Here is a 25,728-nt window from a genome sequence, read left to right as displayed (position 1 = left end):
ATCAAGTGAAAATTTGTTGCCATGCAGCAATTTAGAACGCGCTTTCTAAAAGGCAGAGGCGCCGCCGACAATGTTCCGATGCGTGCGTTTTACTCAGGCCATTTCGTGCTGCCGCTTCCCAGCGGCCACCGGTTTCCGATGGGGAAGTACGCGCTGCTGCGCGAGCGGCTCCAGCAGCATTTGCCCGCAGTGCAGATGTTCGAGGCACCGCGCGCCAGCGACGGCGAACTGGCGCTGGCCCACACGCCGCAATGGATTGCCGCCATCAGCGACGGCAGTGTCGATCCGCAGGCCATGCGCGAAATCGGTTTTCCATGGAGCGAGGCGATGGCAGAGCGCTCGCGCCGATCGGCCGGCGCCACCATCGCCGCCTGCCGGGCGGCCCTGGCGGAAGGCATCTCGGCCAACATGGCCGGCGGTACCCACCATGCGAGCGCGGACAGGGGCGGGGGTTTCTGCGTCTTCAACGATGCGGCGGTCTCCGCGCGGCTCATGCAGGCGGAGCACGGCAGGCGGGGGCGCCTGCCTTTCCAGGTGGCGGTGATCGACCTCGACGTGCACCAGGGCAACGGCACCGCGCGCATCTTCCGAGAGGATCCGAGCGTGTTCACGCTGTCGATGCATGGGCAGAAGAATTTCCCGTTCCGCAAGGAGGCGAGCGATCTCGACGTCGAACTGCCCGACGGTTGTGGCGATGCCGAGTACCTGGCAGCGCTCGAGCACGCGCTCGACGAACTCGACCGGCGCTTCTCGCCCGGCCTCGTGATCTACCTCGCGGGCGCCGATCCCTTCGAGCGCGACCGGCTGGGACGCCTCAAGCTGAGCTTCGATGGCCTGGAGGCGCGCGACCGGCGCGTGTTCGACTTTGCCTGGCAGCGCCGGATTCCGCTCGCGTTCGCGATGGCTGGCGGCTATGCGAGCGACATTGCGGAGACCGTTCAGGTGCAGCTCGGCACCTTCCGCGTGGCCTTCGACTACTGGCGGCGGTGGCAGAATGCCGCGCCGAGATCGCACCCATGAGCGCCAGACCCACGCCCCACCACCGCAGCAGCTACCGCGCTTTTCGCAGCATCCCGACGCGCTGGGCCGACAACGACATGTACGGCCATGTCAACAACGTCGTCTACTACGGCTGGTTCGACACCGCCGTCAATGCGCTCCTGATCGAGCGCGGCGCGCTCGACATCCATGGTGGCGACACCATCGGTTTCGTGGTCGAAACCCAGTGCAACTACTTTGCGCCGCTCGCGTTCCCGCAGACGGTGGAGGCGGGCGTCAGGGTGGCGCATGCGGGCGGCTCCAGCGTGCGCTACGAAATCGCGTTGTTCGCCGAGGGGGCCGAGACCGCGGCAGCGCAGGGCCACTTCATCCACGTGTACGTCGACCGGGCGACGCAACGTCCGGTCAAGCTGCCGGCGGCGCTGCTGGCTGTGGTCGACGAACTGCGCGTCTGAGTCGCCCAAAGAAAAGCGGCGTCCGCAGACGCCGCTCGGCCCGGCAACCGGCTTGAAAGCTTATTGCATCTTGGCGGGCTTCGCCATCGCGCGAATGTCGGCCTTGCCCTTGGCTTCCTCGGCCTTGGCTTCCTTCTCGCAAGCGTTCTTGGCGTCGCCCTTCTGGTCGTCGCACTTTTCCTTCGCGACTTCGTAGCGGGCCTTCACCTTCTCTTCAGCTACCTTGCGGGAATTGCTCTCGCTGGGCTTGAACTGCTGTTCGAGTTCCGCCTTGGCAACGTTCTGCTTGCCCTTGGCTTCCTTCCCGCAGACGTCCTTGGCGTTGTCCTTCATGGCATCGCACTTGGTCTTGTCGACCTTGTAGTCGGCTTCGATCTTTTCCTTGGCGACCTTGTACTCGTCCTGGCTCATCGCACCGGCTTGCGTTGCAACAAGGCAGGAGGATGCGATCGCGAGCATGAGCAGATGTTTTTTCATGGGATGTACTCCTTTGGCGTTATCGAACTCAATACTTCTCGAACCACAGCGCAGCGGGCTTGCGGCCATCGCGCGTCTCCCATTCGCTAACTTGCTTCTCGGCCTCTTCCCTGCTGATGCCGTGCCGCTCCTGAATGCGCCCCAGCAGCTGGTCGCGCTTGCCGGCGATGACGTCGAAGTCATCGTCGGTGAGCTTGCCCCACTGCTCCTTCACCTTGCCTTTGAGCTGTTTCCAGTTGCCTTCGACGGTGTCCTTGTTCATCGACGTATCTCCTTCAGATAAGCGGGTTTTGTCGCCTGCCCGAATGCTTGTGGCCGGCGTGAAATGACTCTGGCGTGGGGGGGTGGATCGAACGGTAGGACGCTCGGGGAAGGGGCCGTAGGCACATGCCGACGCGGCCCGTGATAATCGACCGCACGCCGAACCCGGACACCAGCGCGCCGCACCATGATCATTCAAAGCCTGCTCGACACCGACCTCTACAAGTTCACGATGATGCAGGTCGTGCTGCATCACTTTCCGGGCGCCCGCGTCGAGTACCGCTTCAAGTGCCGCAACCCCGGCGTCGACCTGGCGCAGTTCGCGGCACAGATCCGCGAAGAGGTCCGCGATCTCTGCTCGCTCCAGTTCAGGGATCCCGAACTGAGCTACCTGCGCTCCATGCGCTTCATCAAGAGCGACTTCGTCGACTTTCTCGGCCTGTTCCGCCTGAACGAGAAGTACATCAAGATCATCCCGCAGGCCTCGGGCGAGCTCGACATCCGCATCGAGGGGCCGTGGCTGCACACCATTCTGTTCGAGATCCCGGTGCTGGCGATCGTCAACGAGGTCTACTTCCGCAACACGCAACCGAAGCCGGACATTGCCGAAGGGCGCCGGCGCCTCGAAACCAAGATCGCGCAGTTGCAGGGTGAAGGGCTGGAGGACCTCAAGATCGCCGACTACGGCACGCGCCGGCGTTTCTCCAAGGACTGGCACGAGGAGGTGCTGCGCACCTTGAGCGCCAGGCTCGGCGCCGTGAGTTCGCCGCCCCAGCGGGCCGCCAAGCTGCCGCAGTTCGCCGGCACCAGCAACGTGCTGTACGCCATGAAGCTCGGCCTGATCCCGCTGGGCACCATGGCGCACGAGTACCTCCAGGCCTGCCAGGCGCTCGGGACCCGGCTGCGCGACAGCCAGGTCTTCGGTTTCGAGTCGTGGGCGCGCGAATACCGCGGCGACCTCGGCATCGCGCTGTCGGACGTCTACGGCATGAGCGCGTTCCTGCGCGACTTCGACCTGTACTTCTGCAAGCTGTTCGACGGCGCGCGCCATGACAGCGGCGACCCCTTCCAGTGGGGCGAGCGCATGCTGGCCCACTACATTGCGAATCGCGTCGATCCGCGCACCAAAACCCTGATCTTCAGCGACAGCCTCACCGTGCCGCGAACCATCGAGCTCTACCAGCAGTTCCGGGGCCGCTGCCAGCTGGCCTTCGGCATCGGCACCAACCTCACCAACGACCTGGGCTACGAGCCGCTGCAGATCGTGATCAAGATGGTCCGCTGCAACGACCAGCCGGTGGCCAAGCTGTCCGACACGCCTTCCAAGAACATGTGCGACGACGAGAGGTACCTGGCCTATCTGCGGCAGGTGTTCGAGATTGCCCAGCCTGCCGAGCGGCCTGGCTCGGCGCGATGAGAGGCGTTCTGCGCCGGCCGATGGCCATCGCGCTGCTGGCGCTGGCCCCCGCAACGAGCTTCGCTGCCGATTTCGACGGCAGCGTGCTGTCGCCCCTGTGGGGCCTGCCTTTCGCCGGCATCCTGCTGTCGATCGCGCTGATGCCGCTGCTGGCGCCGTCGTTCTGGCACCACCACTACGGCAAGGTTTCTGCCGGCTGGGCGCTGGCCTTCCTGCTGCCTTTTGCCGTGATCTACGGCGTCGCGCTGGCGGGGGCGCAGTTCGTCCATGCGCTGCTGGCCGAGTACATCCCGTTCGTCATCCTGCTCACTGCGCTGTTCGCCGTGGCCGGCGGCATCCATGTGCGCGGCAACCTGCACGGTGCGCCGGGGCTGAACACGGCGATCCTCGCCATCGGCGCGGTGCTTGCGAGCCTCATGGGCACGACCGGCGCCTCCATGCTGCTGATCCGCCCCCTGATCCGCGCCAACGACAACCGCCTGCACAGGGCTCATGTGATCGTGTTCTTCATCTTCATCGTGTCGAACGTCGGCGGCTCGCTGACGCCGCTGGGCGATCCGCCGCTGTTCCTGGGTTTTCTCAAGGGCGTGGACTTCTTCTGGACCGCACAGAACATCCTTGCCGACACGCTGTTCATCGTCGGCATCCTGCTCGCGTTGTTCTATGCGATCGACACCTGGTACTACCGCAAGGAAGGCGTGTTGACGATCGACCCCACGCCCGACACGCGCAAGATCGGCTTCGACGGCGCGGTCAACTTCTGGCTGTTGGCGGGCGTGATCTTCTTCGTGCTGCTCAGCGGCTTCTGGAAGTCGCCCGTCAGCTTCGACGTCCACGGCACCGAGGTCGGCCTGCCGGGCCTCGTGCGCGATGCGGGCCTGATCGCGATCACGCTGCTCTCGCTGAAGATCACGGCGCCCCAGGTGCACGCCGCCAACCAGTTCGCCTGGGAGCCGATGGCCGAGGTAGCCAAGCTGTTCGCCGGCATCTTCCTGACCATCATCCCGGTGATCGCGATGCTCAAGGCGGGCGTGAATGGACCCTTCGGCGCAGTCGTCTCCGCCGTGACCCGCCCCGACGGCCAGCCCGATCCGGCGATGTACTTCTGGGGCACCGGCGTGCTGAGCTCTTTCCTGGACAATGCACCCACCTACCTGGTGTTCTTCAATACCGCCGGCGGCGATCCGCAGGCGCTGATGACCACCTACGCCACCACGCTGGCCGCCATCTCGGCGGGCGCCGTGTTCATGGGCGCCAACACCTACATCGGCAACGCGCCCAACCTGATGGTCAAGGCCATCGCGGAAAGCCGCGGCGTGCGCATGCCGAGCTTCTTCGGCTACATGCTGTGGTCGGGTGCCATCCTGGTGCCGCTGTTCGTCGTCTCCACCTTCATCTTCTTCCGTTGATCATGAGCAAACCCAAAATCCTTGTTGCACGTTCGATCTTTCCCGAGACCATCGCACGCCTCGAAGAACACTTCGAGGTCGAGTCCAACCAGGGCGACCAGAGCTGGAGCAAGACCCAGCTGATCGACAAGCTCAGGGGCAAGCAGGGCGCTTTCACCACCGGCAGCGAGCGCATCGATGCCGAGGTGCTTGCGGCCTGCCCCGAGCTGAAGATCTGCGCCAACATGGCGGTGGGCTACAACAACTTCGACGTCGATGCGATGACCGCGTGCGGCGTGCTCGCCACCAACGCGCCGGACGTGCTGACCGAGACCACGGCCGACTTCGGCTTCGCGCTGCTGATGGCCACCGCGCGCCGCATCACCGAGAGCGAACATTTCCTGCGCGCAGGCAAGTGGGAGAAGTGGAGCTACGACATGTTCGCCGGCTCCGACATCCACGGCGCCACGCTCGGCATCGTGGGCATGGGGCGCATCGGGCAGGGCATCGCGCGTCGCGGTGCCTTGGGCTTCGGCATGAAGGTGATCTATCACAACCGTTCGCGGCTCGATGCGAAGCTCGAAGCCGAATGCAAGGCCAGCTACGTGAGCAAGGAAGAGCTGCTCAAGACCGCCGACCACGTCGTGCTGGTGGTGCCCTACACGCCGGCCTCGCACCACACCATCGGCGCCGCCGAGCTCGCGCTGATGAAGCCGACGGCCACGCTGGTGAACATCGCGCGCGGCGGCATCGTCGACGACGCGGCGCTCGCCGCTGCCTTGCGCGACAAGCGCATCGCCGCGGCGGGACTCGACGTGTTCGAGGGCGAACCCAAGGTGCATCCCGAACTGCTCCAGGTTCCGAACGTCGTGCTCACGCCGCATATCGCGAGCGCCACCGTGCCGACGCGGCGCGCGATGGCCGATCTGGCGGTGGACAACCTGATCGGCTTCCTGGTCCACAACAAGCCGGTGACGCCGCTCAACCCTGCAGTGCTTGCGAGCAAGTAGACGCAATGCCCCCGTTGGAACCCTGGATCCTCCTGGCCCTCGCGGCCCTGACTTTCATCCTCGTCGTCTGGCTGCTGCTGCGCAAGCCGCCGGCGCTCGACCACAGCACGCTGATCGCCACGCTGGGCGCGGCCAACGAACGCATCGAACGCGAGCTGCGCCACGAGATCGGCGAGTCCTCGCGCGGCGCGCGGCAGGAGACTGCCCAGTCCTTCGCGACCTTTCAGCAGGCGCTGGTGCAGCAGAGCGCCGAAGCCACGCGCACACAGAACGCCCAGATCGATGCCTTCGCGCAGCAACTCACGCTGCTGCAGAAGAGCTTGGCTGACACGCTCAATACCCAGCTGCAGGGCCTTTCCGAGTCGAATGCACGGCGGCTTGCCGAAGTCCGCGCCACCATGGAAACCCAGCTCGCGCAACTCCAGCAGAGCAACACCGCCAAGCTCGACGAGATGCGCAAGACAGTCGACGAGAAGCTGCAAAGCACGCTCGAGGCGCGCCTGGGCGAGAGCTTCAAGCAGGTGGCCGAGCGGCTCGAACAGGTGCACAAGGGCCTGGGCGAGATGCAGACCCTCGCGGTCGGCGTCGGCAGCCTGCAGCGCGTGCTGACCAACGTGAAGACGCGCGGCGTGTTCGGCGAAGTGCAGCTCGAGGCCCTGCTCGAGCAGGTGCTCACGCCCGACCAGTATGCGAAGCAGGTCGAGACCAAGCCGCGCAGCGGGCAGCGCGTGGACTTCGCGATCCGCTTTCCGGGCCGCGGCGGCGACGGCGCGCCGGTCTGGCTGCCGATCGATGCCAAGTTCCCGCGCGACGACTACGAGCGGCTGCTCGATGCCCACGAGCGCGTCGACCCTGGCGCCGCCGATCTCGCGGCCAAGGCGCTGGAGGCGCGCATCCGCAGCGAGGCGCGATCGATCGCCGAGAACTACCTGGCCGCGCCGCACACCACCGACTTCGCGATCCTGTTCCTGCCGGTGGAGAGCCTGTATGCCGAGGTGCTGCGCCGCCCCGGATTGATGGACGCGATCCAGCGCCAGCACCGCGTGACGCTGGCCGGCCCGACCACGCTGCTGGCCATGCTCAACAGCCTGCACATGGGCTTCCGCACGCTGGCGCTGGAGCAGCAGGCTTCCGAAGTGTGGAAGGTGCTCGGCGCGGTCAAGACCGAGTTCGAGCGCTATGGCGAATGGGTCGCGCGCATCAAGGAGCAGGTGGCCAAGGCCTCCGACACGCTCGACAAGGCCGACACGCGCGCCAAGCAGATGCGCCTGGCGCTGCGCAAGGTGGAGGCGCTGCCCGAGGCGCAGTCGCAGGCCTTGCTGCCATCGCCCGAGGACACCGACGACGGAGCCCCGTGAGCCCCAAGACTGCATGACCCCGGAGCTGCTGAAGCTCATCGCGGCCCAGATCTGTTTGCATGCGGCAATGACCGGCCTGCGCTTGGCGGGCCCCTTGCTCGCGCTCCAGCAGGGCTACAGCGCGGCGGCGGTGGGCCTGCTGATCGCGCTGTTCGCGCTCACGCAGGTTTTTCTGGCGCTCCCGGCCGGTCGCTTTGCCGACCGGCATGGGCTCAAGCGGCCGCTGATGCTGTCGGTGATCGCCGCCTCCGTGGGTACGGCGCTCGTGGCCGTCGTTCCGTGGTTTTCGGTGATGTGCCTCGCGGCGCTGATGACCGGCGGCGCCACCGGTGCGGCCGTCATCGCGCTGCAGCGCCATGTCGGACGGGCCGCGGCCGATCCGGTGCAGCTCAAGAAGGTGTTCAGCTGGCTCGCGATCGCGCCGGCCGTGGCCAACTTCGTGGGGCCCTTCTGCGCCGGATTGCTGATCGATCATGCAGGCCGAACCCCGGCCGACCTGCAAGGCTTTCGCATCGCATTCGCGGCGCTGGCGCTCTTGCCGCTTGCGGGCTGGTTCTTTGCGCGCAAGACCCCCGAGCTGCCGCGCGTGTCCTTGCCGGCCGGCGGCGCCAGGCCGCGCGCCTGGGATCTGTTGCGCGAGTCGATGTTCCGGCGCCTGCTGTTCGTGAACTGGCTGCAGTCTTCGGCCTGGGACGTGCATGCTTTCGTGCTGCCCATCCTCGGCCACGAGCGCGGGCTGGGCGCTTCGGTGATCGGCTCGATCCTCGGCGCCTTCGCGATCGCGGCCGCGGTGATACGGATCGTGCTGCCGCTCGTGGCCTCGCGTGCGTCGGAGCGCAGCGTGATTGCCGCGTCGACGGTCGTCACCGCGCTGGTGTTCGCGGTCTATCCGCTGTTGTCGTCGGCGCTGGCGATGGGCGTGTGCTCGGTGGTACTGGGCTTCGCGCTCGGCGCCGTGCAGCCGATGGTGATGAGCATGCTGCACCAGATCACCCCGCACGCACGCCACGGCGAAGCGCTCGGGCTGCGGCTCATGGCCATCAATGCCTCGAGCGTCGCGATGCCGATGCTGTTCGGCTCGGTCGGTGCGCTGATCGGCGTCGCGGGCGTGTTCTGGCTGGTCGGCGGGGCAGTGGCCCTGGGCGCGCGAGCGGTGTGGGGCTTGCAGCTGCCCCGGCACGATCAGAGCTTGTAGAAGCGCTTGATCGCGTCCCAGGCGTCCTGCGGCGCGTCCACGTACTCGATCAGCTTCACGTCCTCGGGCGAGATCACGCCCTCCTCGGCCAGGAAGTCGAAATTGATCAGCTGCTTCCAGTAGTCCGAGCCGAAGAGCACGATCGGCACCGGCTTGGCCTTGCGCGTCTGCACCAGCGTGATCACCTCGAACAGTTCGTCCAGGGTGCCGAAACCGCCCGGAAACGCGACCAGCGCCTTCGCCCGCATCATGAAATGCATCTTGCGGATCGCGAAGTAATGGAACTTGAAGCTGAGCGCCGGCGTGACGTAGGGATTGGCTTCCTCTTCCATTGGCAATGCGATCGCAAGACCGACCGAGAGCCCGCCGCCTTCGTAGGCGCCACGGTTGGCGGCCTGCATGATGCCGGGGCCGCCGCCGGTGCAGACGAAGAGCTTGTCCGCCGGATCCTTGTCGTCGCTGTACTGTGCGACCAGCTTGCCGAAGGCGCGCGCCTTCTCGTAGTAATGGGAGCTGCGCGCCAGCCTGCGCCAGCGGGCCGCCGCCACCGCGTCGCCGGCGGCATCGGCCTGGGCGATCAGGGCACCGGATTCCTCCTCGCTGCGAAAGCGGGCGCTGCCGAACACCACCACCGTGTTCTCGATGCCGTGCGCGCGCATCTCGAGGTCGGGTTTCATCAGCTCGAGCTGCATGCGCAGCCCGCGCGTTTCGCGGCGCAGCAGGAACTCGGGGTCGGCAAAGGCGAGGCGCGAAGGATCGGAATGGAGGGGAAGGCCCTTGTCGGCGTGGGACTGAAGGGTGGCCCAGGCGTCGGCGAGGCGTTTGTCGTGGAGGTCGTGCGTGCTGTTGTGCATGGTCTGGCGAAGGGTTTTTCTTGGATTGTGCGCGCGGTTGCTCAGAACCGGCCGTGCCGGCCCGCGCCGCCGACGAAGCGGGCCGCGCCGGCCGCACCCTCGGTGGCGACGATCGGTGCGCCCAGTCGGCCTTCCTGCTGCAAGGCTTGGGCCAGGGGCAAGTCCCACTGGGCATAGGCGGATGCGCGGTCGGCCAGCATGCATTGCTGCGGAAAGGCCGCCAGTTCGCGCGCAAGCTGTTCAGCCGTCTGCCGCGCGCCGCCGTCGGGCACCACGCGATTGACCAGGCCCATGGCGAGCGCTTCGCTGGCGGCCACGGCCCGGCCGGTAAGGATCAGGTCCAGCGCCCGCCCCATGCCGACGATGCGCGGCAGCCGCACGGTGCCGCCGTCGATCAGCGGCACGCCCCAGCGGCGGCAGAACACGCCGAGCACGGCGCTGTCTTCGGCCACGCGCAGGTCGGCCAGCAGGGCGAGTTCGAGGCCGCCGGCCACGGCATGGCCGCTGATGGCGGCGACGAGCGGTTTGGCCAGTGCCATGCGCGTCGGCCCCATCGGTCCGGTGCCGCCGCCTTCGGGATCCACCTCGTTGCGGCGCGCCGGGTCGTTCACCGCGCTCAGGTCGGCGCCGGCGCAGAACACGCCGTGATCGCCCCAGAGCACCGCCACGCGTTGGCTGTCGTCGGCCTCGAAGCGCTCGAAGGCCTCGCGCAGCTGCCTTGCCATCTCACGGTCCACCGCATTGCGCTGCCGCGGGCGGCTCATGACGATGGTGCTGACGGGGCCGTCGATCTCGGTGCGAACAGAAGCTGCGCTCATGGCACGAAGCGTACGCAAAAAAGGCTCCCTCGGGAGCCTTCCTTGTCGGCGCAGCAGGCGTTTAGACGCGTTTGCGGTATTCGCCGGTGCGGGTGTCGATTTCGATGCGGTCGCCCTGGGCAACGAACAGCGGCACGCCGATCTCGAAACCGGTTGCGATCTTGGCCGGCTTCATGACCTTGCCCGAGGTGTCGCCCTTGACGGCCGGTTCGGTCCAGGTGATTTCGCGCTCGACGCTGGTCGGCAGTTCGACCGAGATCGCCTTGCCGTCGTAGAACACCACTTCGACCGGCATACCGTCTTCGAGGTAGTTGAGCGAGTCGCCCATGTTCTCGGCTTCGACTTCATACTGGTTGTACTCGGTGTCCATGCAGACGTACATCGGGTCGGCGAAGTAGGAGTAGGTGCACTCCTTCTTGTCGAGCACGATCTGCTCCATCTTGTCGTCGGCCTTGAACACGACTTCGGTGTTGAAGTTGGCGATCAGGCTCTTGAGCTTCATGCGCACGGTTGCGGAGTTGCGGCCGCCGCGGCTGTATTCGGTCTTGAGGACGACCATCGGGTCCTTGCCGTGCATGATCACGTTGCCGGCGCGGATTTCTTGAGCGATTTTCATAATCAGGGTCTCTGGATGTTGGCCGCTCGGTGTGCCATCGGGTTCGTATATCCCTTTGACACATTCACCGCGGCGGGTTCAGCGGAAGGTGCGGCAAACGGGGCTGACCCCGGCCGGAAATCCGCAAAGCCCGCAATTTTAGCTTTTTTGGGCGACGAAGCGCAGCAAGCGGGTCAGAAGATCATCCTGCGCGAGCAGGCACGCGCGCGCGGCGGCGCAGGCGGCGCCCCAGGAAGCCAGCGCCGCATCGTCCAGCGCCGGCAGTTCGCCCTCGGCCATCCCGTTCCACAGGTGGTGGAAGCGGCGCAACGAAGGCGGGGCTTCCAGCCAGTCGAGGAAGGCGCCCAGCTTGGTGTGGTGGGCGTCGTCGTCCTGCGCATAGATCTGCCAGACGAAGGGCGACCCGGCCCAGAGAGCCCGCACCAGCGAGTCTTCGCCGCGCACGAAATTCAGGTCGCAGGCCCAGAGCAGGTGGTCGAAGTCGGTCTGCGGCAGATGCGGCAGCCAGGTGATGGAAAGCGCGCCGCGCCGGGCCGGGCCCGGCGGCAGGGCACGGGCCGCGCGGCCGGCGGTCACCAGCAGATGCGTGGGCTCGCCGGCGCTCTCGAACTGCGCGAGCAGTGCATCGAGGGCCGGTGGCTCGTAGCAGAACAGGCAGACAAGGCGCTCGCCGTGCCATGCGATGCCCTGCTGCGCGAGCCAGGCGGCGCGGTCGAAGCGCTGGCGGCGTTCGAGCAGGTCCCCTTCGCGCAGCAGCCCGCCGGTCGCGGGCGTGAAGCCGGGGTAGAAGAAGTGCTTGGTCAGGCTGGTACCTGGCCCCTTGAACACGGGGGAGGGCAGGCCGTGCAGGCGCTCGACATAGGGTTCGGCCGAAAGGTATTCGAGATTGATCCACACGCGGCGTGCGCCGCCCGGGCGCACGGGCTCGGCAAAACGCGCGATCAGCTCGGGCTCGGGATCGCAGCCGAAGGCCTCGATCAGCACATCCGGCGGTGGGCCGGCGGCGGCCCGTTGCGCGGCATCCCTCCTGTTCCAGGTGACGATTTCGACGCCCTTGCATCCCCCCGGCGCCATCCAGGCCAGCGCCGACGGGTCGTCGATCCAGAGCCGCACCGTTTCGCCCCCGGCGGCGAGTCCGCGGGCCAGCCGCCAGCAGACGCCGGCGTCGCCGTGGTTGTCGATGACCTTGCAGAAGATGTCCCAGCGCATCGCGAGATACTCTACAGATGTCCGAGACGCATTCCGATCAACTGCTCAGCGAGGTGGCGGCACTGCCGCAACTGCCGGGCGTCTACCGCTACTTCGACGCGGCAGGCGCCGTGCTGTACGTGGGCAAGGCGCGCAATCTCAAGAAGCGCGTCGCCAACTACTTTCAGAAGAACCACGCCGGCACGCGCATCGGCCACATGATCTCGAAGATCGCCCGCATGGAGACCACGGTGGTGCGCTCCGAGGCCGAGGCGCTGCTGCTCGAGAACAACCTGATCAAGACGCTCAAGCCGCGCTACAACATCCTGTTTCGCGACGACAAGAGCTACCCCTATCTCAAGATCGCATCGCACACCTTCCCGCGCCTGGCCTACTACCGCGGCGCGGTCGATCGCAAGCATCGCTACTTCGGCCCGTACCCGAGCGCCTGGGCGGTGAAGGAGTCGATCCAGCTGCTGCAGAAGGTGTTCAAGCTGCGCACTTGCGAAGACACCGTCTACGCCAACCGCACGCGGCCCTGCCTGCTCTACCAGATCAAGCGCTGCACCGGCCCCTGCGTGGGCTACATCACGCCCGAGGCCTATGCGCAGGACGTGGCCAACGCCGAGGCCTTCCTGATGGGCGACACGCAGGCCGTGCTCACCCAGCTCGAGGCACGCATGATGGCGCACGCCGAAAAGCTGGAATTCGAGCAGGCGGCCGAGCTGCGCAACCAGATGTCGGCGCTGTCGCGCGTGCTGCACCAGCAATCGGTCGAGATCGCCTCCGACAAGGACGTCGACATCCTGGCGGTCAAGGTGCAAGGCGGCAAGGCCTGCGTCAACCTCGCGATGGTGCGCGGCGGCCGGCACCTGGGCGATCGCGCTTACTTCCCGGTGCACGTCGAAGACGCGACGCAGATCCAGCATGGCGAGAGCGCCATGGAAGGCGAGGAGGCCGCGCCGCCCGCCGAATCGGTCGAGGTGCAGGTGCTCGAGGCCTTCATCGCGCAGCACTACATCGATGTGCCGGTGCCGCCAACGCTGGTGTTGAGCGAGCTCGTGAGCCGCGAGCTGATCGAGGCGGTCGCCCAGCAGGCCGGCACCCGCGTCACGGCGGTGTTCCAGCCGCGCGAGCAGCGCCGGCACTGGCTCGAAATGGCGCAGACCAATGCCGGCCTCCAGCTCGCACGCCTGCTCGCCGAGGAGGGCTCGCAGCAGGCGCGCACGCGCGCGCTGGTCGATGCGCTGGAACTCGCGCCAGACGAGCTCGACAACTTCCGCGTCGAATGCTTCGACATCTCGCACACCGCCGGCGAGGCGACCCAGGCCTCGTGCGTGGTGTTCGAGCACCACACGATGCAGAACCGCGAGTACCGCCGCTACAACATCGAGGGCATCACGCCCGGCGACGACTATGCGGCGATGCGCCAGGTGCTGCATCGCCGCTACGGCAAGCTGGCCGAGGCGATGGCAGCGGAGACGGACGCGCCACCTGCCGGCGACGCAGGCGGCGTCGGCACCGATGCGCGGCCGGGCACGCGGGCGGCGCGCATGCCCGACCTGGTGCTGGTCGACGGCGGCAAGGGCCAGGTGTCAATGGCGCGCGAGGTCTTCGGCGAGCTGGGTCTGCCGCTGTCGCTGATCGTCGGCGTGGAGAAGGGCGAGGGCCGCAAGGTCGGGCTCGAAGAGCTGGTGTTCGCCGACGGCCGCGAGAAGGTCTACCTCGGTCGCGATTCGGCGGCGCTGATGCTGGTCGCGCAGATCCGCGACGAGGCGCACCGCTTCGCGATCACCGGCATGCGCGCCAAGCGGGCCAAGGTGCGGGTGGGCGGCAGCCAGCTGGAAGACATCCCGGGCATCGGCCCCAAGCGGCGCGCGCGCCTGCTGCAGCGCTTTGGCGGCATTCGCGGGGTGGCGGCGGCCAGCGTGGAAGACATCGCCTCGGTCGACGGCATCGCGTTCGATCTGGCCGAAGAGATCTATCGCGCGCTGCATTGACCGTCGACTCGAAGGCATACCTGCCCCGTGACACAATCGCTGCAATGTTCTGGACGCTCCCAACGATCATGACCTGGACGCGCATCGTCGCGATTCCGCTGATCGTGGGCGTGTTCTACCTGCCGCTGGCAGAGCCGATGCGCAACCTCATCGCCACGGTGATGTTCATCGTGTTCGCCGCGACCGACTGGCTCGACGGCTTTCTGGCGCGCAGGCTCAACCAGACCTCGGCCTTCGGTGCCTTCCTCGATCCGGTGGCCGACAAGTTCCTCGTGTGCGCCTCGCTGCTCGTGCTGGTGCATCTGAACCGCGCCGACGTGTTCGTGGCGCTGATCATCATCGGCCGCGAGATCGCCATTTCCGCCTTGCGCGAATGGATGGCGCAGATCGGCGCCGGCAAGAGCGTGGCGGTCCACATGATCGGCAAGATCAAGACCGTGGTGCAGATGGTCGCGATCCCTTTCCTGCTTTTCAACGGCACCTTGTTCGGCCTGATCGACACCGGGGCCTGGGGGCAATGGCTGATCTGGATCTCGGCCGTGCTCACGGTCTGGTCGATGGTGTATTACCTGCAGAAGGCCATTCCCGAGATCCGGGCCCGCGCGAAATGACGGGCACAGCCCAGCCGTCGGGTTGGCTGCGCGCCATGCCCACGGTCTTCGTGCTCATCTGGAGCACCGGCTTCATCGTCGCGCGCTATGGCATGCCCTATGCCCCGCCGCTCAAGTTTCTGGCGGTGCGATATGCGCTGTCGGTGTTCTGCTTCCTCATCTGGGTGCGGCTCGCGCGCGCGAACTGGCCGGAACAGCGCACGCAGTGGCGGCACCTCGTGGTCACCGGCGTGCTGATGCAGGCGGGCTACCTCGGCGGCGTCTGGGCCGCGGTCCGGGCCGGCATGGGCTCGGGGCTCGTCGCCTTGCTGGTCGGCATTCAGCCGGTGCTCACCGCCGTCTGGTTGTCCATGTGGGGCGGCTCGATCACGCGCCGCCAGTGGGCCGGACTGGCCCTGGGCTTCGCGGGCCTGGTGCTGGTGGTGTCGCGCAAGTTCGGCGAGGGCGGGGAGGTGAGTGCGATGACCATGGGCCTGGCGCTGATGGCGCTGTTCTCCATCACGGCCGGCACGCTGTACCAGAAGCGCTTTGTCGCACCTTGCGACGTGCGGTGCGCGGGCGCCATCCAGCTCGCCGCCGCCCTGATCGTCACGATGCCCTTCGCGGCGTTGGAATCCGACAGCATCCAGTGGAACCTGTACTCGGGCGGCGCGATGGCCTGGTCGGTGCTGGCGCTGTCGCTGGGCGGCAGCTCGCTGCTCTACATGTTGATCCAGCGCGGCACGGCGACGGCGGTCACGAGCCTGCTCTATCTCGTGCCACCGTGCACCGCGGTAATGGCATGGCTTCTCTTCGCGGAGCCGATCACGGCGATGACCTTGGCAGGCATTGCGATGACGGCCATCGGCGTGAGCCTGGTCGTGCGCGGGGAAAGGTAAACCGGCTCCCACGCTCCGTCACTGCGTGTACTCGCTGCCCCCCCCGAGGGGGCCGCAGGCCGCCTTGGGGCGGCCCGGCGTCGGCCTGACTCAGCGCGAACGCTTGCCCTCGGGTTTCCACGGCTCGCCGCGAAAGCGTTCGATCAGGAAGTCGACCAGGACGCGCACTCGTTTTGGTGTCTTCGGGCGCCAGGGTGCGATCCACTGGATGTCGGCGTCCGGCATCGCGAACTGCGGCAGCAGTTGCACCAGTTCGCCCGATGCGAGCTGCGGGGCGATGTCCCACAGGCTGCGCAGCATGATGCCCTGGCCGGCGAGGCACCAGTCGCGCACCATCTCGCCCGAATTGCTCGACAGCGGGCCGCGCACGCGCACACGCGCCGTGCTGCCGTCCCTGACGTGACGCAGCGTCCAGAGCGCGGCCTCCCGTTCGCTGCCGTCGCCGTTCTCCCGCGCCACCAGGCAGTCGTGCGCGGCCAGCGCGGCGAGATCCGCGGGCTTGTCACGCCGCTCGAGGTAGCTCGGCGCTGCGGCCAGCACGCGCTGATTGCGCGCGATCCTGCGTGTGACCCAGTCGCCGGCGTGGCGACGCTGCACCGGCCACAGCCAGAGCGCGCCGTCGTGGCCTTCGGCGCCGAGGTCGGGGAGTTGCTCCATCAGCTGCAACTGGAACTGCAGCGCGGGGTGCTGCTCGCGAAAAGCCGCGAGCGCGGGGCCGAGCCAGCGCCGGCCGAAACCGAAAGTCGCAACAAGGCGGATCGTGCCGGCCAGCTCGTTTTGGCGCTCGCCGAGCTCGTTCTCGAGCGCCGCAAAGCCGGCCAGCAGGCTCTTGGCATGCAGGCACACGGCTTCGCCTTCGGCGGTGAGGTTGAGCCGGCGCGTGGTGCGATCGAACAGGCGCTGGCCGAGCCGTGCCTCGAGCGCGCCGAGCCGCTTGGTGACGACGGAGGGCACGACGTCCAGCGCCGCCGCCGCGCCCGCGAGGCTGCCGCGATCGCGGATGGCGATCACCAGTTCCAGGTCTCCACGGTCCATTACTGCCATTTTGGAAAGTATCAATTGGCTGATTGTTGCTTGATGCTGTGCGGCACGCAACGCACAATCGGCCCGTGTTCACCTCGTTCTCCACCTTCGACCTGTCGCGCAACGGCGTGCGATTGCACGGCCGCATCGGCGGACACGGCGCGCCGCTGCTGCTGCTTCATGGCCATCCGCAGACGCATGCGATCTGGCATCGCACGGCCCCGGCGCTGGTGGAGCAGTTCACGGTCGTCATGGTCGATCTGCGCGGCTACGGCGATTCGGGCCGCCCTGCGGCGGATGCGGACCACGCGCACTACAGCAAGCGCGAGATGGCGCTCGATGCGCTGTATGCCATGCAGCAGCACGGCTTCTCACGCTTCGGCGTGCTGGCGCACGACCGCGGCGCTCGAGTGGCGCACCGGCTCGCGGCGGATCATGCGCAGGCGGTCGAACGGCTCATGCTGCTCGACATCGCACCGACCCTCGCGATGTACCAGAACACCTCGGAGGCCTTTGCGCGCGCCTACTGGCACTGGTTCTTCCTGATCCAGCCGCCGCCCTTGCCTGAAGCGCTGATCGAGTCCGATCCGGTGCGCTACGTTCGCAGCGTCATGGGCAGCCGTCATGCCGGTCTCGCGCCCTTTGCACCCGAGGCCTTGGCCGAGTACGAGCGGTGTGCGGCGATCGAGGGCACCGCGCGAGGTATCTGCGAGGACTACCGGGCCTCGGCCACGATCGATCTCGAACACGATCGCGCGGACATCGCCGCCGGCCTCAAGCTGACCCAGCCGCTGCGCGTGCTGTGGGGCGAGCATGGCGCGGTGGGCCGCTGGTTCGACGTGCTCTCGCTGTGGCGCGAACGCGCCGTCGACGTGTCGGGCGCGACCTTGCCTTGCGGTCACTACATTCCTGAGGAGGCGCCGCGCGAGCTGCTGGCCGAGGCGCTGTCTTTCTTCAACACCACTCCAAGGATCTGAGACATGAGCACCCAACGAATCGCAGTCATCGCCGGCGACGGCATCGGCAAGGAAACGATGCCCGAAGGACTGCGTGTGCTCGATGCCGCGGCACGCAAGTTCGGCATCGATCTTCATTTCGACCATTTCGATTTTTCGAGCTGGGACTACTGCGAGAAGCACGGCAAGATGCTGCCCGACGACTGGAAGGATCAGATCGGCGGGCACGACGCCATCTACTTCGGCGCGGTCGGCTGGCCCGAGAAGATTCCGGACCATGTCTCGCTCTGGGGCTCCCTGCTGCTGTTTCGCCGCGAGTTCGACCAGTACGTCAACCTGCGTCCCGCGCGCCTGATGCCGGGCATCGTGGCGCCGGTGGTCCGGCGGGACGGTACGCCGCGGCAGCCCGGCGAGATCGACATGTACATCGTGCGCGAGAACACCGAGGGCGAGTACTCGAGCATCGGCGGGCGCATGTACGAGGGAACGGCGCGCGAGATCGTCGTCCAGGAGACCGTGATGTCGCGCGTCGGCGTGGACCGTGTGCTCAAGTTCGCCTTCGAGCTCGCGCAATCGCGACCGAAGAAGCACCTCACCAGCGCGACCAAATCCAACGGCATCTCGATCACCATGCCGTACTGGGACGAGCGCGTCGCCGCGATGGCGAAGAGCTATCCGGGCGTCAAGCTCGACAAGTTCCACATCGACATCCTGACGGCGCACTTCGTGCAGCGTCCCGACTTCTTCGATGTCGTGGTGGCGAGCAATCTGTTCGGCGACATCCTGTCCGACCTCGGACCTGCATGCACCGGCACGATCGGCATCGCGCCGAGCGCGAACCTCAATCCGGATCGCACCACGCCCTCGCTGTTCGAGCCGGTGCACGGCTCGGCGCCGGACATCGCCGGCACGGGCATCGCCAATCCGATCGGGCAGATCTGGTGCGGCGCGATGATGCTGGAGTTCCTGGGCCACAAGGCTGCGCATGACGCCATCCTGGCAGCGATCGAGAAAGTACTGGCGCCGGCGAGCGGCGCACCGCGTACGCCTGACATCGGCGGCAGCGCGGGCACGACTGACCTGGGTCGTGCGGTCGCACAAGCGCTCTGAAAAGAGCCGGCGCAAAACACCACTAAAATCGCGGTCCTCGCTGGATTGCGCGGCTGAGTGTCGTATTGACACCCCGTGGACCAGTGGTTGTAATCCTTGTCGGCAGTGCGCTGCCGGCGCGTCAGAACTGCCATCCTTTTTCATTCATCACACCCCATGGCACCGTCATGGGGCCGGCATTGTTTCTGACGTTACCTGATCAACAATTTTTTCCTGCAAGGGGTCCTTGTGAACAAAACCGAACTGATTGAGCACATCGCAAAAAACGCCGATATCTCCAAAGCCGCTGCCACGCGCGCACTTGAATCGACCATCGGCGCCATTCGTACCACGCTCAAAAAGGGCGGTTCCGTATCGCTCGTCGGTTTCGGCACCTTTGCAGTCGGCAAACGCGCTGCGCGCACGGGCCGCAATCCGCGCACCGGCGACGCGATTAAAATCAAGGCCGCCAAGATCCCGAAGTTCCGTCCCGGCAAGGCGCTCAAAGACGCGCTGAACTGAGACACTGGTTCCCGGTGGGGTGCTTAGCTCAGCTGGTAGAGCGGCGCCCTTACAAGGCGTAGGTCGGGGGTTCGAACCCCTCAGCACCCACCACCCGATGCAAAGGCGAACACTCAGTTCGCCTTTTTTGTTTGCTGTTTCGTTCATCCCGCAGAGAGTGTCCAAGCATGTTTGATTCCTTCCGCAAGTACAACAAGGTCATCATGGTGCTCTTGTTCTTGCTGATCATTCCGTCCTTTGTGCTGTTCGGCGTGGATCGCTACCAGGGCGGCGGCCAAGGGGAGAAGGTTGCACGCGTGGACGGCACCGACATCACGCGGCCGGAATGGGATGCGCAGCACCGCAACGAAGTCGACAGGATCCGGCAGCAAGCACCCAACATCGAACCGGGCTTGCTCGATTCGGACGCTGCCCGCTACGCGACCCTGGAGCGGATGGTGCGCGACCGCGTGCTCGCGGCAGCCGCTTCCAAATCGAACATGACGGTGTCCGAAGAGCGGCTCGCGCGCTTGTTCGCCGAAGATACGGGCCTGGCTTCTTTCCGTACGGCCGACGGCAAGTTCGATCGCGAGCGCTTCATGCGTGCGACGGGCCGCACACCCGAGCAGTACGAAGCCTCGGTGCGCGCCGATCTGGCAACGCAGCAGGTGCTGCTGGGCATTTCGGGAACGGCATTCGCCACGCCCGCCCAGGCAGCGGCCACGCTCAATGCGTTCTATGACCGCCGCGAAGTGCAGGTCGCACGCTTCAACCCGGGGGACTTCGCAGCAAAGGTCAGCGTGAGCGATGCCGACCTCGAGGCCTATTACAAGCAGCATGTCGCGCTATTCCAGGTGCCCGAACAGGCGAGCATCGAATACCTGGTGCTCGACCTCGAAGCGGCGAAGAAGAACATCGCGATCAACGAGGCCGATCTGCGCAGCTATTACGATCAGAACGCCGCGCGCTTCGGTACCAAGGAAGAACGCCGTGCCAGCCACATCCTGATCAGTGCGCCCGCGAGTGCGCCCGCTGCCGAGCGCGAGAAGGCGCGTGCGAAGGCGCAGCAGCTGCTGGCCGAAGTCAAGAAGGCGCCTGGCACTTTCGCCGACCTCGCGCGCAAGAATTCGCAAGATCCCGGATCGGCGGAAAAGGGCGGCGACCTCGATTTCGTGACGCGCGGCGCCATGGTCAAGCCTTTCGAGGATGCGATGTTCGCGCTCAAGAAAGGCGAGGTCAGCGATGTCGTCGAAACCGAGTTCGGCTATCACATCATCCAGCTCAACGACATCAAGCCCGCGGTGATACAGCCCTTCGAGCAGGCGCGCGCCGCCATCGAGAACGAAGTGCGCGGCCAGCAGGCCACGCAGGAGTTCGCCAAGGCGGCCGAGAGTTTTACCGACATCGTCTACCAGCAGCCCGACAGCCTGAAGCCGGCCGCCGACAAGTTGAAGCTCACCATCCAGACCGCGAGCAAGATCGGCCGCATGCCGGCGCCGGGCGCCGCGGGCGCGCTGGCAAGCCGCAACTTCCTGAACGCGCTGTTTGCCGCCGATTCGCTTGAGCGCAAGCACAACACCGAGGCGATCGAGATCGGGCCCAACCAGCTCGCATCGGGGCGCGTGACGCAATACAGCCCTGCTCGGGCGTTGCCTTTCGAAGAGGTCAAGGACAAGGTTCGCACGCAGCTTGTCGCCGAGCGCGCAGCCGCGCTCGCCAAGGCCGAGGGCGAAGCCAAGCTCGCGGCGTGGCAAGCCAAGCCGGCCGACGCGAGCCTTGGTGGGCCGGTGACGGTTTCGCGGCTCGAGACCCAGTCGCAGCCGGCGCCTGTCATCGAGAGCGCATTGCGGGCCGATCCGGCCAAGCTTCCTTCACTGGTTGGTGTCGATCTCGGCGCACAGGGCTATGCCGTTGTGCGCGTCAACAAGACGGTGCCGCGGACGCCGTCCGCACCCGAGGCGGCGCAGCAGGAGACGCAGCAGGTCGCCCAGGCCGTGGCCGCGGCGGAGAATGCGGCGTACTACGACATGCTGAAGAGCAGGTTCAAGGCGCAGATCCTGGTGCCGAAACCGGTGGATCCGATCGTTGTCGGCGGGCGCTAGTTTTTTGCCGCTACAATTGCAGGCTCTGTGGTGGCTGTAGCTCAGCTGGTAGAGTCCCAGATTGTGATTCTGGTCGTCGTGGGTTCGAGTCCCATCAGCCACCCCAATAGATTCGGGCCTCTCCCGCTACAAAAAGCATAGCGCCAGAGGCCCAAAATTCCCAAATTGGGAATCTCACAGCGCCGCGCGGCGGACCTCCCGGCTACGTTCATAGACGCCTGCCGTGGTCTTCGGGTCAGCATGCAATTCGGGCAGATCGCCGAACTTCAATTTGAAGTAGGTCGTGTAGTGGCCGCGCAGATCGTGAAAAGTAAATCGCTCTTCAACGATCTTTTCGGCAATTGCTTTTGCCATCAGCCGCGCCCACATCGCTTTGAAACCGGACTCCGAATATGGATTGCCGGTCTTCGGTGCGCGGAATACGGCACCCATTGGCGAATAGCCTGGCAGCGCGCGCATCCGGTCTAAAACCTCCTTAAGGGCCTCGCTCACGCCCACCAATTCGCGCTTGTTCTTGCCCGTGCGCTGCTTCGCGCGTTGCAGCCGCACAACGTCCTCATCGACCTGGGGCCAGTGCAATTTCAGGAATTCCGCGCGGCGGTTGCCTGCCAGGGCGGCAAATTGCGCCATCGACACCAGCACCACCGCGCTCTTGCCCTGCTTCAGCGCCCAGGTCACGAAGCCCTCGAGCTCCTTCTTCTCCACCAGGCGGTCGCGCGGCGTCTCCGGGTTGCGGCTGACTTCCTTGCACGGGTTGCGGTCGATGTCGCCGCGCTCCACCGCCAGCTTGCAAAGGTTGGACAGGAGCGCGACCTCGCGGTTGGCCACCACCGGCGCGGCCTCGCGCTCGACGCGCAGGTAGCGCGCCACGTGCTTCGGCCGGAGCCCGAGCACGTGCTTCTTGGCGAACACCTTCGCGAGCTCTTCCCAGTTGTCGCGGTACTGCCCTTTGGTGCTGTCCGCAAGGCGCTTGAACGGTCGAGTCTCCTGATAGAGGCGCCACAGATGCCCGATGGTGCCCTCGTCGCGTCCCTGGCCGGTCATGTCGAGCACCTTGCGGATGGCCTCGTCCTTGTCCTGGCCAAGCGGGATCGGCTTGGCGCCGGGCGGGTGGTACCGGTAGCTGAAGCCGCCCGCCTTGCGGGGGCGCGCCTCCATGCGCGGCAGCAGGCCCATCTGTGATTGTCGGTCGCGGTGTCTCATGCTCTGACGCTCCAGTTGAAGCCTTCGTCATCGTCGTTGGCAGCCGGCATGGCCGGGTCGCGCTGGGTGGGCACGCCGGCGAGCGCCGCGCGCGCCGCCTCGCGGCCGACGATCAGGGAGCCGTCGATGGTGCGCCGCTGGTGCGGGATCTTCAGCCGCGTGAGCGCGCGCGCCTGGGCCGTGTACTGACGCAGGCCGGTCATGGCCTCGATTTCCTCCTTGGAGAGGGTCAAGGGCTCAGTGGGCATCGCGTTCACCCGTTTCAAGCGAATCGAGCTCGGGCAGCGCCGTCGCGGTGGGCGGTCGCCAGTGCTCGTCGATCCACACTTGGACCTCGGGGCCGGACCACATCTTGCGCAGCATGGTCGGGAACTTCGGCGCTCCCGTGCCCTTGGCGCGCTCGGTTGGCAGCTTGAGCACGGTGCCGACGGGGTAGTAGTCGTGAGGGCCCATGTCGGGGAAGTTGGACGCATTGAGGTCGCGAATTTCCGTCCAGCGGCTCTCGTCCTTCAACTGGCGCAAGGCGATGCCCATCAGGCTCTCGGCCGGCTGCGTCGTATGCGTCGGCAAGGCCCTCGGTGCTGCCTGCTCGTCGGGCCAGGAAGCGGCGAGCATGACCTGAAGTTGGTGCGCGACCATTGATCGACTCTGGCCCGCGACTTGGATGAGACCGCCCTGCATCAGAAGCGCGATGGCGCATCGAATCAGGTGGCGATGCTCGCGGGTCAGGGACGGTGGCTCGGTAGGTGCTGCCGGGGCAGAAGGGGAAAGAGCAGCGCCGATCACGTCGATCAGCGCCTTGGCCTGCGCGGCGCCGGCCTCGTCGGGAGTGACCCTGCTCGCCTTGGCTGCTTCCCACACGGCCTCGTGGAAGTTCGCGATCGCCACCACGATCGGCAGCAGGGCCGGGTGCATGGGGCCGTTGGAGGCCAGCGGCTCGGGCGTGTTGTTCGGTTGGTAGGTCACGTGTTGCTCTCCTTCTCTTTGATCCAGGCTTGCACCGCTTCCGCGGCTTCGATGTATGCCCGGCTGGGCGTCTTCGTCACTTCCTGGCCGGGCACGTAGGTCCGCCAGATGTCGTCGCGCAGGGCCTTCGGCAGGGTGAACCAGTGCTTGCGGCACCCCCACATGGCAGGGGGAACCTCCGTCGGGCATCCGGGCCAGTGGCAGGTATGCGCCGGCTCCGGCCGCGGGTAGCAGCGCTTCAGGTGGGCGATGAGGTTCGCGACCCCGCGCCCCTCGATGCCGCGCTTGCGGTCCTTCCACTTGCCGGTGCCGGGCCAGAAGTCCGCGACCTCGCGGCCGATGCGGATGTGGGCGCCGTTGTTGTGGATGGTGTGCTTGACGCCGGCCTCGGCCAGCACCTGGGGCGCGTGCTCGCGGTGGGCTGCCCGGCGCTCCTTCGATTCCTCGCGGATGGCTCGGAAGCCGTCGACCATGCCGTCGTCGTCTTCGGTGCTCACGGCGTCACCAGCTTGAAGTCGATCGCCCACACCCACGGGTTGGTGTCCCAGGTGCCGGCGCCGTTGATCTTCTCCCACAGGCGCCGGTAGGTGTCCACCGGGCTCTGGCGCCACTCGTGCCAGGGCCAGCCGGTGTCATCGGTGCCGGGCAGGCCGTCGGAGTCGGCGATGCCGTACTTGAAGATGTGCCCGTCCTTGGTGACCGCCCGCAAGCCTTCGGCGATGGCGTCCGCGGGGGTGATGTCCTGCAGGCGCTCGATGCGCACGCGCGTGACCTCGAGCTCAATGCGGCTCATCCAGCGGCACATGAACATGCCCGGCCGGAACTTCCCCAAGCCCTTGCCGATGATGTCTGCGAAGTCGGCCAGCGAGATGTCTTCGCCCAGGGACTCGATTCCGCCGTCGGCCTCGTAGCGCACCAGTCCGCGGGGCGCCTCGCGCGGCGGCACGCCATCGAACTCGGGCAGCAGACGGTAGTGCTCGCGGCCCCACAGCAGGTCGCCGGGCTCGCCGTAGGGGCAGGGCACCGCGAAGTCGAGCAGCGAGGCGCCGTCGAAGGCCCAGTGGTGCACGCGCGGGTCGGGATGGTGGTATGTGCAAAAGCTCTTCGTCTCCGCGGGCGGCTGCACGCGCAGCGCGCGCCGGGTCTGCGTCTTGATGCCGGCCAGGGTGGCGCACGCCATCGGCGCGCTGAAGGCAATGGAGCGCTCCTTCACAGGGGGCCTCCCTGCTGCGGCGTGTCAGGCTCATCAATGCCCGGCGCGACGGTCGGGTTCATTTCGCCGGACACGAGCATCCGGTAGATCTGCAGCGCCACGTCCTCGGACAGGCTGCCCTCGTACTCGATGCTGATGCTCGAGGCACGGATGCGAGCCTTGACGACGGCCTTGCCCGGGGGCATCTTGCGGGCGCCGGTCATACCCGCTCCAACTTCCCGGCGATCGCCATCAGTTCTTCCGACGGGTTCTCGCCCAGCTTGCGCATGAAGGCGGCGAGCTCGCGGGCCACGTAGACGTGCGGCTCGACGGCCGGCGCGCGCAGGCGCTCGGGGAGCTCGACGCCGGTGGCGGTGTAGGCCTCGCGCACGGTGCTGGGCGAGACGGTCACGCCCACCACGGGGCTCGCGCGATCGGCGATCCACTGATAGGAATGCGCTTCCTTCAGGTCAGCGGTCTGCAGCCAGGTGCAGAGCTTGAAGAACGAGATTTGGCTGATCTTGTTGATGGTCTTGGCTGGTGCGGTCATGGGTGCTGGTACTGGTGGAGGTTGGACGGGGGCGGGCGGCGGCGCCGTCAGCTCGAGCTGCGGCGGCGGCGGCGGGGGCTCGAGGTCGATCGTGATTCGCCGGCGCACACGCGGCGACTCGATGACCTTGGCTTGGGTCAGGGCGAGGCCCAGGGCTGTTTTCGGCGGCTCGACCTTGGGGTTGGCCTTGGCGAAGCGCTTCATGCGCGAACTCTCGTTGAGGTCGCCGCGCACGTCGCTCGTGCTGCCATTCGACAGACTGAAGGTCTGCTCGCGACCGTTGGGCGCCATGCCCTCGCCGCAGATGCGGCCGCGGTGCGAGTAGATCTTTCCGGGCTCCAGGCCTGCGGCGGTCAGGAGCGTGAGCATGTCCTTGTGACGCTTCTCCATCAGATGCCTCCGAGGGTGAAGGGTCGGTAGGCCTGCTGGTGCTGCTGCTGGCCGATGAACAGACCGGCAAAGCTCGGCGCCTCTTCGTAGACCATTTCATAGTCGTCCAGCATCTGGCGGGCCAGCGCCGCGACCTCGATGAGGGTTTCGGCTTGGGCAACCTGCTGCACCAGGCCGTCGGACTGCTCCTTGATGAGCGAGGCGAAGAGGTTGTCCTCGCCTTTGCACTTC

Annotated in this window: 28 protein-coding genes and 2 tRNA genes; 16 read left to right on the top strand and 14 right to left on the bottom strand. The window is 66.5% G+C overall.

All coding sequences use genetic code 11. From position 1 onward, the window contains the following. Positions 1-78 precede the first annotated feature (78 nt). Positions 79-1,020 (top strand): histone deacetylase family protein, encoded by a 942-nt coding sequence (locus ACSQ86_RS19335; protein WP_436304697.1) that lies wholly within the window; start codon positions 79-81, stop codon positions 1,018-1,020. Beyond that, positions 1,017-1,454 carry an acyl-CoA thioesterase gene (locus tag ACSQ86_RS19330; protein WP_436291077.1) on the top strand — a complete coding sequence of 146 codons (438 nt, stop codon included), beginning with the start codon at positions 1,017-1,019 and terminating at the stop codon, positions 1,452-1,454. The genes ACSQ86_RS19335 and ACSQ86_RS19330 overlap by 4 nt, the downstream gene beginning before the upstream one ends. A gap of 60 nt (positions 1,455-1,514) precedes the next feature. On the opposite strand, the gene ACSQ86_RS19325 is transcribed toward ACSQ86_RS19330, so the two are convergent. Together ACSQ86_RS19325 and ACSQ86_RS19320 are read right to left on the bottom strand one after the other, a co-directional pair. Beyond that, positions 1,515-1,931, bottom strand: coding sequence for a hypothetical protein (locus ACSQ86_RS19325; protein WP_436304696.1), 417 nt, complete (start codon positions 1,929-1,931; stop codon positions 1,515-1,517). A 28-nt stretch (positions 1,932-1,959) separates the two neighbouring features. After that, on the bottom strand, positions 1,960-2,193 hold the full coding sequence (locus tag ACSQ86_RS19320) for a CsbD family protein (RefSeq protein WP_436304695.1): 234 nt from the start codon (positions 2,191-2,193) through the stop codon (positions 1,960-1,962). Positions 2,194-2,379: 186 nt separating this feature from the next. On the opposite strand from ACSQ86_RS19320, the gene pncB reads away from it, so the two are divergent. The 5 genes from pncB to ACSQ86_RS19295 are packed head-to-tail and all read left to right on the top strand — an operon-like array spanning position 2,380 to position 8,560. Beyond that, a complete protein-coding gene (gene pncB, locus ACSQ86_RS19315) occupies positions 2,380-3,609 on the top strand; it encodes a nicotinate phosphoribosyltransferase (RefSeq protein ID WP_436304694.1) in 1,230 nt (409 codons plus the stop codon). Further along, a complete protein-coding gene (locus ACSQ86_RS19310; protein WP_436304693.1) occupies positions 3,606-5,018 on the top strand; it encodes a sodium:proton antiporter in 1,413 nt (470 codons plus the stop codon). Before pncB ends, ACSQ86_RS19310 begins: the two co-directional genes overlap by 4 nt. A gap of 2 nt (positions 5,019-5,020) precedes the next feature. Continuing rightward, entirely contained in the window at positions 5,021-6,007 is a 987-nt protein-coding gene (locus tag ACSQ86_RS19305; protein ID WP_436304692.1) for a 2-hydroxyacid dehydrogenase, read from the top strand. 5 nt (positions 6,008-6,012) lie between these two features. Next, positions 6,013-7,365, top strand: coding sequence for a DNA recombination protein RmuC (gene rmuC / locus ACSQ86_RS19300; RefSeq protein WP_436304691.1), 1,353 nt, complete (start codon positions 6,013-6,015; stop codon positions 7,363-7,365). 13 nt (positions 7,366-7,378) lie between these two features. Beyond that, positions 7,379-8,560 (top strand): MFS transporter, encoded by a 1,182-nt coding sequence (locus ACSQ86_RS19295; RefSeq protein ID WP_436309455.1) that lies wholly within the window; start codon positions 7,379-7,381, stop codon positions 8,558-8,560. Here the strand turns inward: ACSQ86_RS19295 and ACSQ86_RS19290 are convergent. The 4 genes from ACSQ86_RS19290 to earP all read right to left on the bottom strand — a co-directional run bounded on the left by ACSQ86_RS19290 (position 8,548) and on the right by earP (position 12,057). Further along, positions 8,548-9,414 carry a TIGR00730 family Rossman fold protein gene (locus ACSQ86_RS19290; protein WP_093109868.1) on the bottom strand — a complete coding sequence of 289 codons (867 nt, stop codon included), beginning with the start codon at positions 9,412-9,414 and terminating at the stop codon, positions 8,548-8,550. The two genes, ACSQ86_RS19295 and ACSQ86_RS19290, sit on opposite strands and share 13 nt — an antisense overlap. Positions 9,415-9,455: 41 nt before the next feature. Then, the gene (locus ACSQ86_RS19285; RefSeq protein ID WP_436309454.1) at positions 9,456-10,232 is read right to left on the bottom strand and encodes a crotonase/enoyl-CoA hydratase family protein; all 777 of its coding nucleotides are present in this window, start codon (positions 10,230-10,232) and stop codon (positions 9,456-9,458) included. 61 nt (positions 10,233-10,293) lie between these two features. After that, on the bottom strand, positions 10,294-10,848 hold the full coding sequence (gene efp, locus ACSQ86_RS19280; RefSeq protein ID WP_093109866.1) for an elongation factor P: 555 nt from the start codon (positions 10,846-10,848) through the stop codon (positions 10,294-10,296). 138 nt (positions 10,849-10,986) lie between these two features. Continuing rightward, complete coding sequence (gene earP, locus ACSQ86_RS19275; protein ID WP_436309453.1) at positions 10,987-12,057, bottom strand: elongation factor P maturation arginine rhamnosyltransferase EarP; 1,071 nt, start codon at positions 12,055-12,057, stop codon at positions 10,987-10,989. 17 nt (positions 12,058-12,074) lie between these two features. Here earP and uvrC point away from each other — a divergent pair, with 17 nt between their 5' ends. Genes uvrC through ACSQ86_RS19260 form a run of 3 tightly spaced genes read left to right on the top strand, consistent with a single transcriptional unit; the run spans position 12,075 to position 15,525 of the window. Then, positions 12,075-14,036 carry an excinuclease ABC subunit UvrC gene (gene uvrC / locus ACSQ86_RS19270; protein ID WP_093109864.1) on the top strand — a complete coding sequence of 654 codons (1,962 nt, stop codon included), beginning with the start codon at positions 12,075-12,077 and terminating at the stop codon, positions 14,034-14,036. Between the two features lie 44 nt (positions 14,037-14,080). After that, positions 14,081-14,647, top strand: a complete 567-nt coding sequence (pgsA, locus tag ACSQ86_RS19265) for a CDP-diacylglycerol--glycerol-3-phosphate 3-phosphatidyltransferase (RefSeq protein ID WP_093109863.1) — start codon at positions 14,081-14,083, stop codon at positions 14,645-14,647. Between the two features lie 35 nt (positions 14,648-14,682). Further along, positions 14,683-15,525 carry a DMT family transporter gene (locus tag ACSQ86_RS19260; protein WP_436309452.1) on the top strand — a complete coding sequence of 281 codons (843 nt, stop codon included), beginning with the start codon at positions 14,683-14,685 and terminating at the stop codon, positions 15,523-15,525. Positions 15,526-15,615: 90 nt separating this feature from the next. Here ACSQ86_RS19260 and ACSQ86_RS19255 read toward each other — a convergent pair whose 3' ends face one another. Further along, a complete protein-coding gene (locus tag ACSQ86_RS19255; protein ID WP_436291086.1) occupies positions 15,616-16,560 on the bottom strand; it encodes a LysR substrate-binding domain-containing protein in 945 nt (314 codons plus the stop codon). 74 nt (positions 16,561-16,634) lie between these two features. On the opposite strand from ACSQ86_RS19255, the gene ACSQ86_RS19250 reads away from it, so the two are divergent. The 6 genes from ACSQ86_RS19250 to ACSQ86_RS19225 all read left to right on the top strand — a co-directional run bounded on the left by ACSQ86_RS19250 (position 16,635) and on the right by ACSQ86_RS19225 (position 21,302). Then, on the top strand, positions 16,635-17,525 hold the full coding sequence (locus ACSQ86_RS19250) for an alpha/beta fold hydrolase (protein ID WP_436296341.1): 891 nt from the start codon (positions 16,635-16,637) through the stop codon (positions 17,523-17,525). Positions 17,526-17,528: 3 nt separating this feature from the next. Next, positions 17,529-18,614: a tartrate dehydrogenase gene (locus tag ACSQ86_RS19245; RefSeq protein WP_436309451.1), complete on the top strand. Its 1,086-nt coding sequence runs from the start codon at positions 17,529-17,531 to the stop codon at positions 18,612-18,614. A 228-nt stretch (positions 18,615-18,842) separates the two neighbouring features. Beyond that, positions 18,843-19,115, top strand: a complete 273-nt coding sequence (locus ACSQ86_RS19240) for an HU family DNA-binding protein (protein WP_007830705.1) — start codon at positions 18,843-18,845, stop codon at positions 19,113-19,115. 17 nt (positions 19,116-19,132) lie between these two features. After that, positions 19,133-19,208 (top strand) — tRNA-Val (locus ACSQ86_RS19235). A gap of 74 nt (positions 19,209-19,282) precedes the next feature. Further along, complete coding sequence (locus ACSQ86_RS19230) at positions 19,283-21,196, top strand: SurA N-terminal domain-containing protein (RefSeq protein ID WP_436304684.1); 1,914 nt, start codon at positions 19,283-19,285, stop codon at positions 21,194-21,196. Between the two features lie 30 nt (positions 21,197-21,226). Further along, positions 21,227-21,302 (top strand) — tRNA-His (locus tag ACSQ86_RS19225). A 68-nt stretch (positions 21,303-21,370) separates the two neighbouring features. Here ACSQ86_RS19225 and ACSQ86_RS19220 read toward each other — a convergent pair. The 7 genes from ACSQ86_RS19220 to ACSQ86_RS19190 are packed head-to-tail and all read right to left on the bottom strand — an operon-like array spanning position 21,371 to position 25,497. After that, positions 21,371-22,399, bottom strand: coding sequence for a tyrosine-type recombinase/integrase (locus tag ACSQ86_RS19220; RefSeq protein WP_436309450.1), 1,029 nt, complete (start codon positions 22,397-22,399; stop codon positions 21,371-21,373). Beyond that, positions 22,396-22,647, bottom strand: coding sequence for a DUF4224 domain-containing protein (locus ACSQ86_RS19215; protein ID WP_436309449.1), 252 nt, complete (start codon positions 22,645-22,647; stop codon positions 22,396-22,398). Before ACSQ86_RS19215 ends, ACSQ86_RS19220 begins: the two co-directional genes overlap by 4 nt. Continuing rightward, positions 22,637-23,365 carry a LysM peptidoglycan-binding domain-containing protein gene (locus ACSQ86_RS19210; protein ID WP_436309448.1) on the bottom strand — a complete coding sequence of 243 codons (729 nt, stop codon included), beginning with the start codon at positions 23,363-23,365 and terminating at the stop codon, positions 22,637-22,639. The genes ACSQ86_RS19215 and ACSQ86_RS19210 overlap by 11 nt, the downstream gene beginning before the upstream one ends. Then, the gene (locus tag ACSQ86_RS19205; RefSeq protein WP_436309447.1) at positions 23,362-23,862 is read right to left on the bottom strand and encodes a hypothetical protein; all 501 of its coding nucleotides are present in this window, start codon (positions 23,860-23,862) and stop codon (positions 23,362-23,364) included. Before ACSQ86_RS19205 ends, ACSQ86_RS19210 begins: the two co-directional genes overlap by 4 nt. Further along, positions 23,859-24,578 carry a hypothetical protein gene (locus ACSQ86_RS19200; protein ID WP_436309446.1) on the bottom strand — a complete coding sequence of 240 codons (720 nt, stop codon included), beginning with the start codon at positions 24,576-24,578 and terminating at the stop codon, positions 23,859-23,861. Before ACSQ86_RS19200 ends, ACSQ86_RS19205 begins: the two co-directional genes overlap by 4 nt. Beyond that, positions 24,575-24,781, bottom strand: a complete 207-nt coding sequence (locus tag ACSQ86_RS19195) for a hypothetical protein (RefSeq protein ID WP_436309445.1) — start codon at positions 24,779-24,781, stop codon at positions 24,575-24,577. Before ACSQ86_RS19195 ends, ACSQ86_RS19200 begins: the two co-directional genes overlap by 4 nt. Then, the gene (locus tag ACSQ86_RS19190) at positions 24,778-25,497 is read right to left on the bottom strand and encodes a hypothetical protein (protein ID WP_436309444.1); all 720 of its coding nucleotides are present in this window, start codon (positions 25,495-25,497) and stop codon (positions 24,778-24,780) included. The genes ACSQ86_RS19195 and ACSQ86_RS19190 overlap by 4 nt, the downstream gene beginning before the upstream one ends. Between the last annotated feature and the right edge of the window lie 231 nt (positions 25,498-25,728).

Source organism: Variovorax sp. LjRoot130, assembly GCF_964253755.1.
Taxonomy (GTDB): domain Bacteria; phylum Pseudomonadota; class Gammaproteobacteria; order Burkholderiales; family Burkholderiaceae_C; genus Variovorax.
Note: the sequence above shows the minus strand (reverse complement) of the source record. Positions and strands in the feature narration are given on the sequence as shown.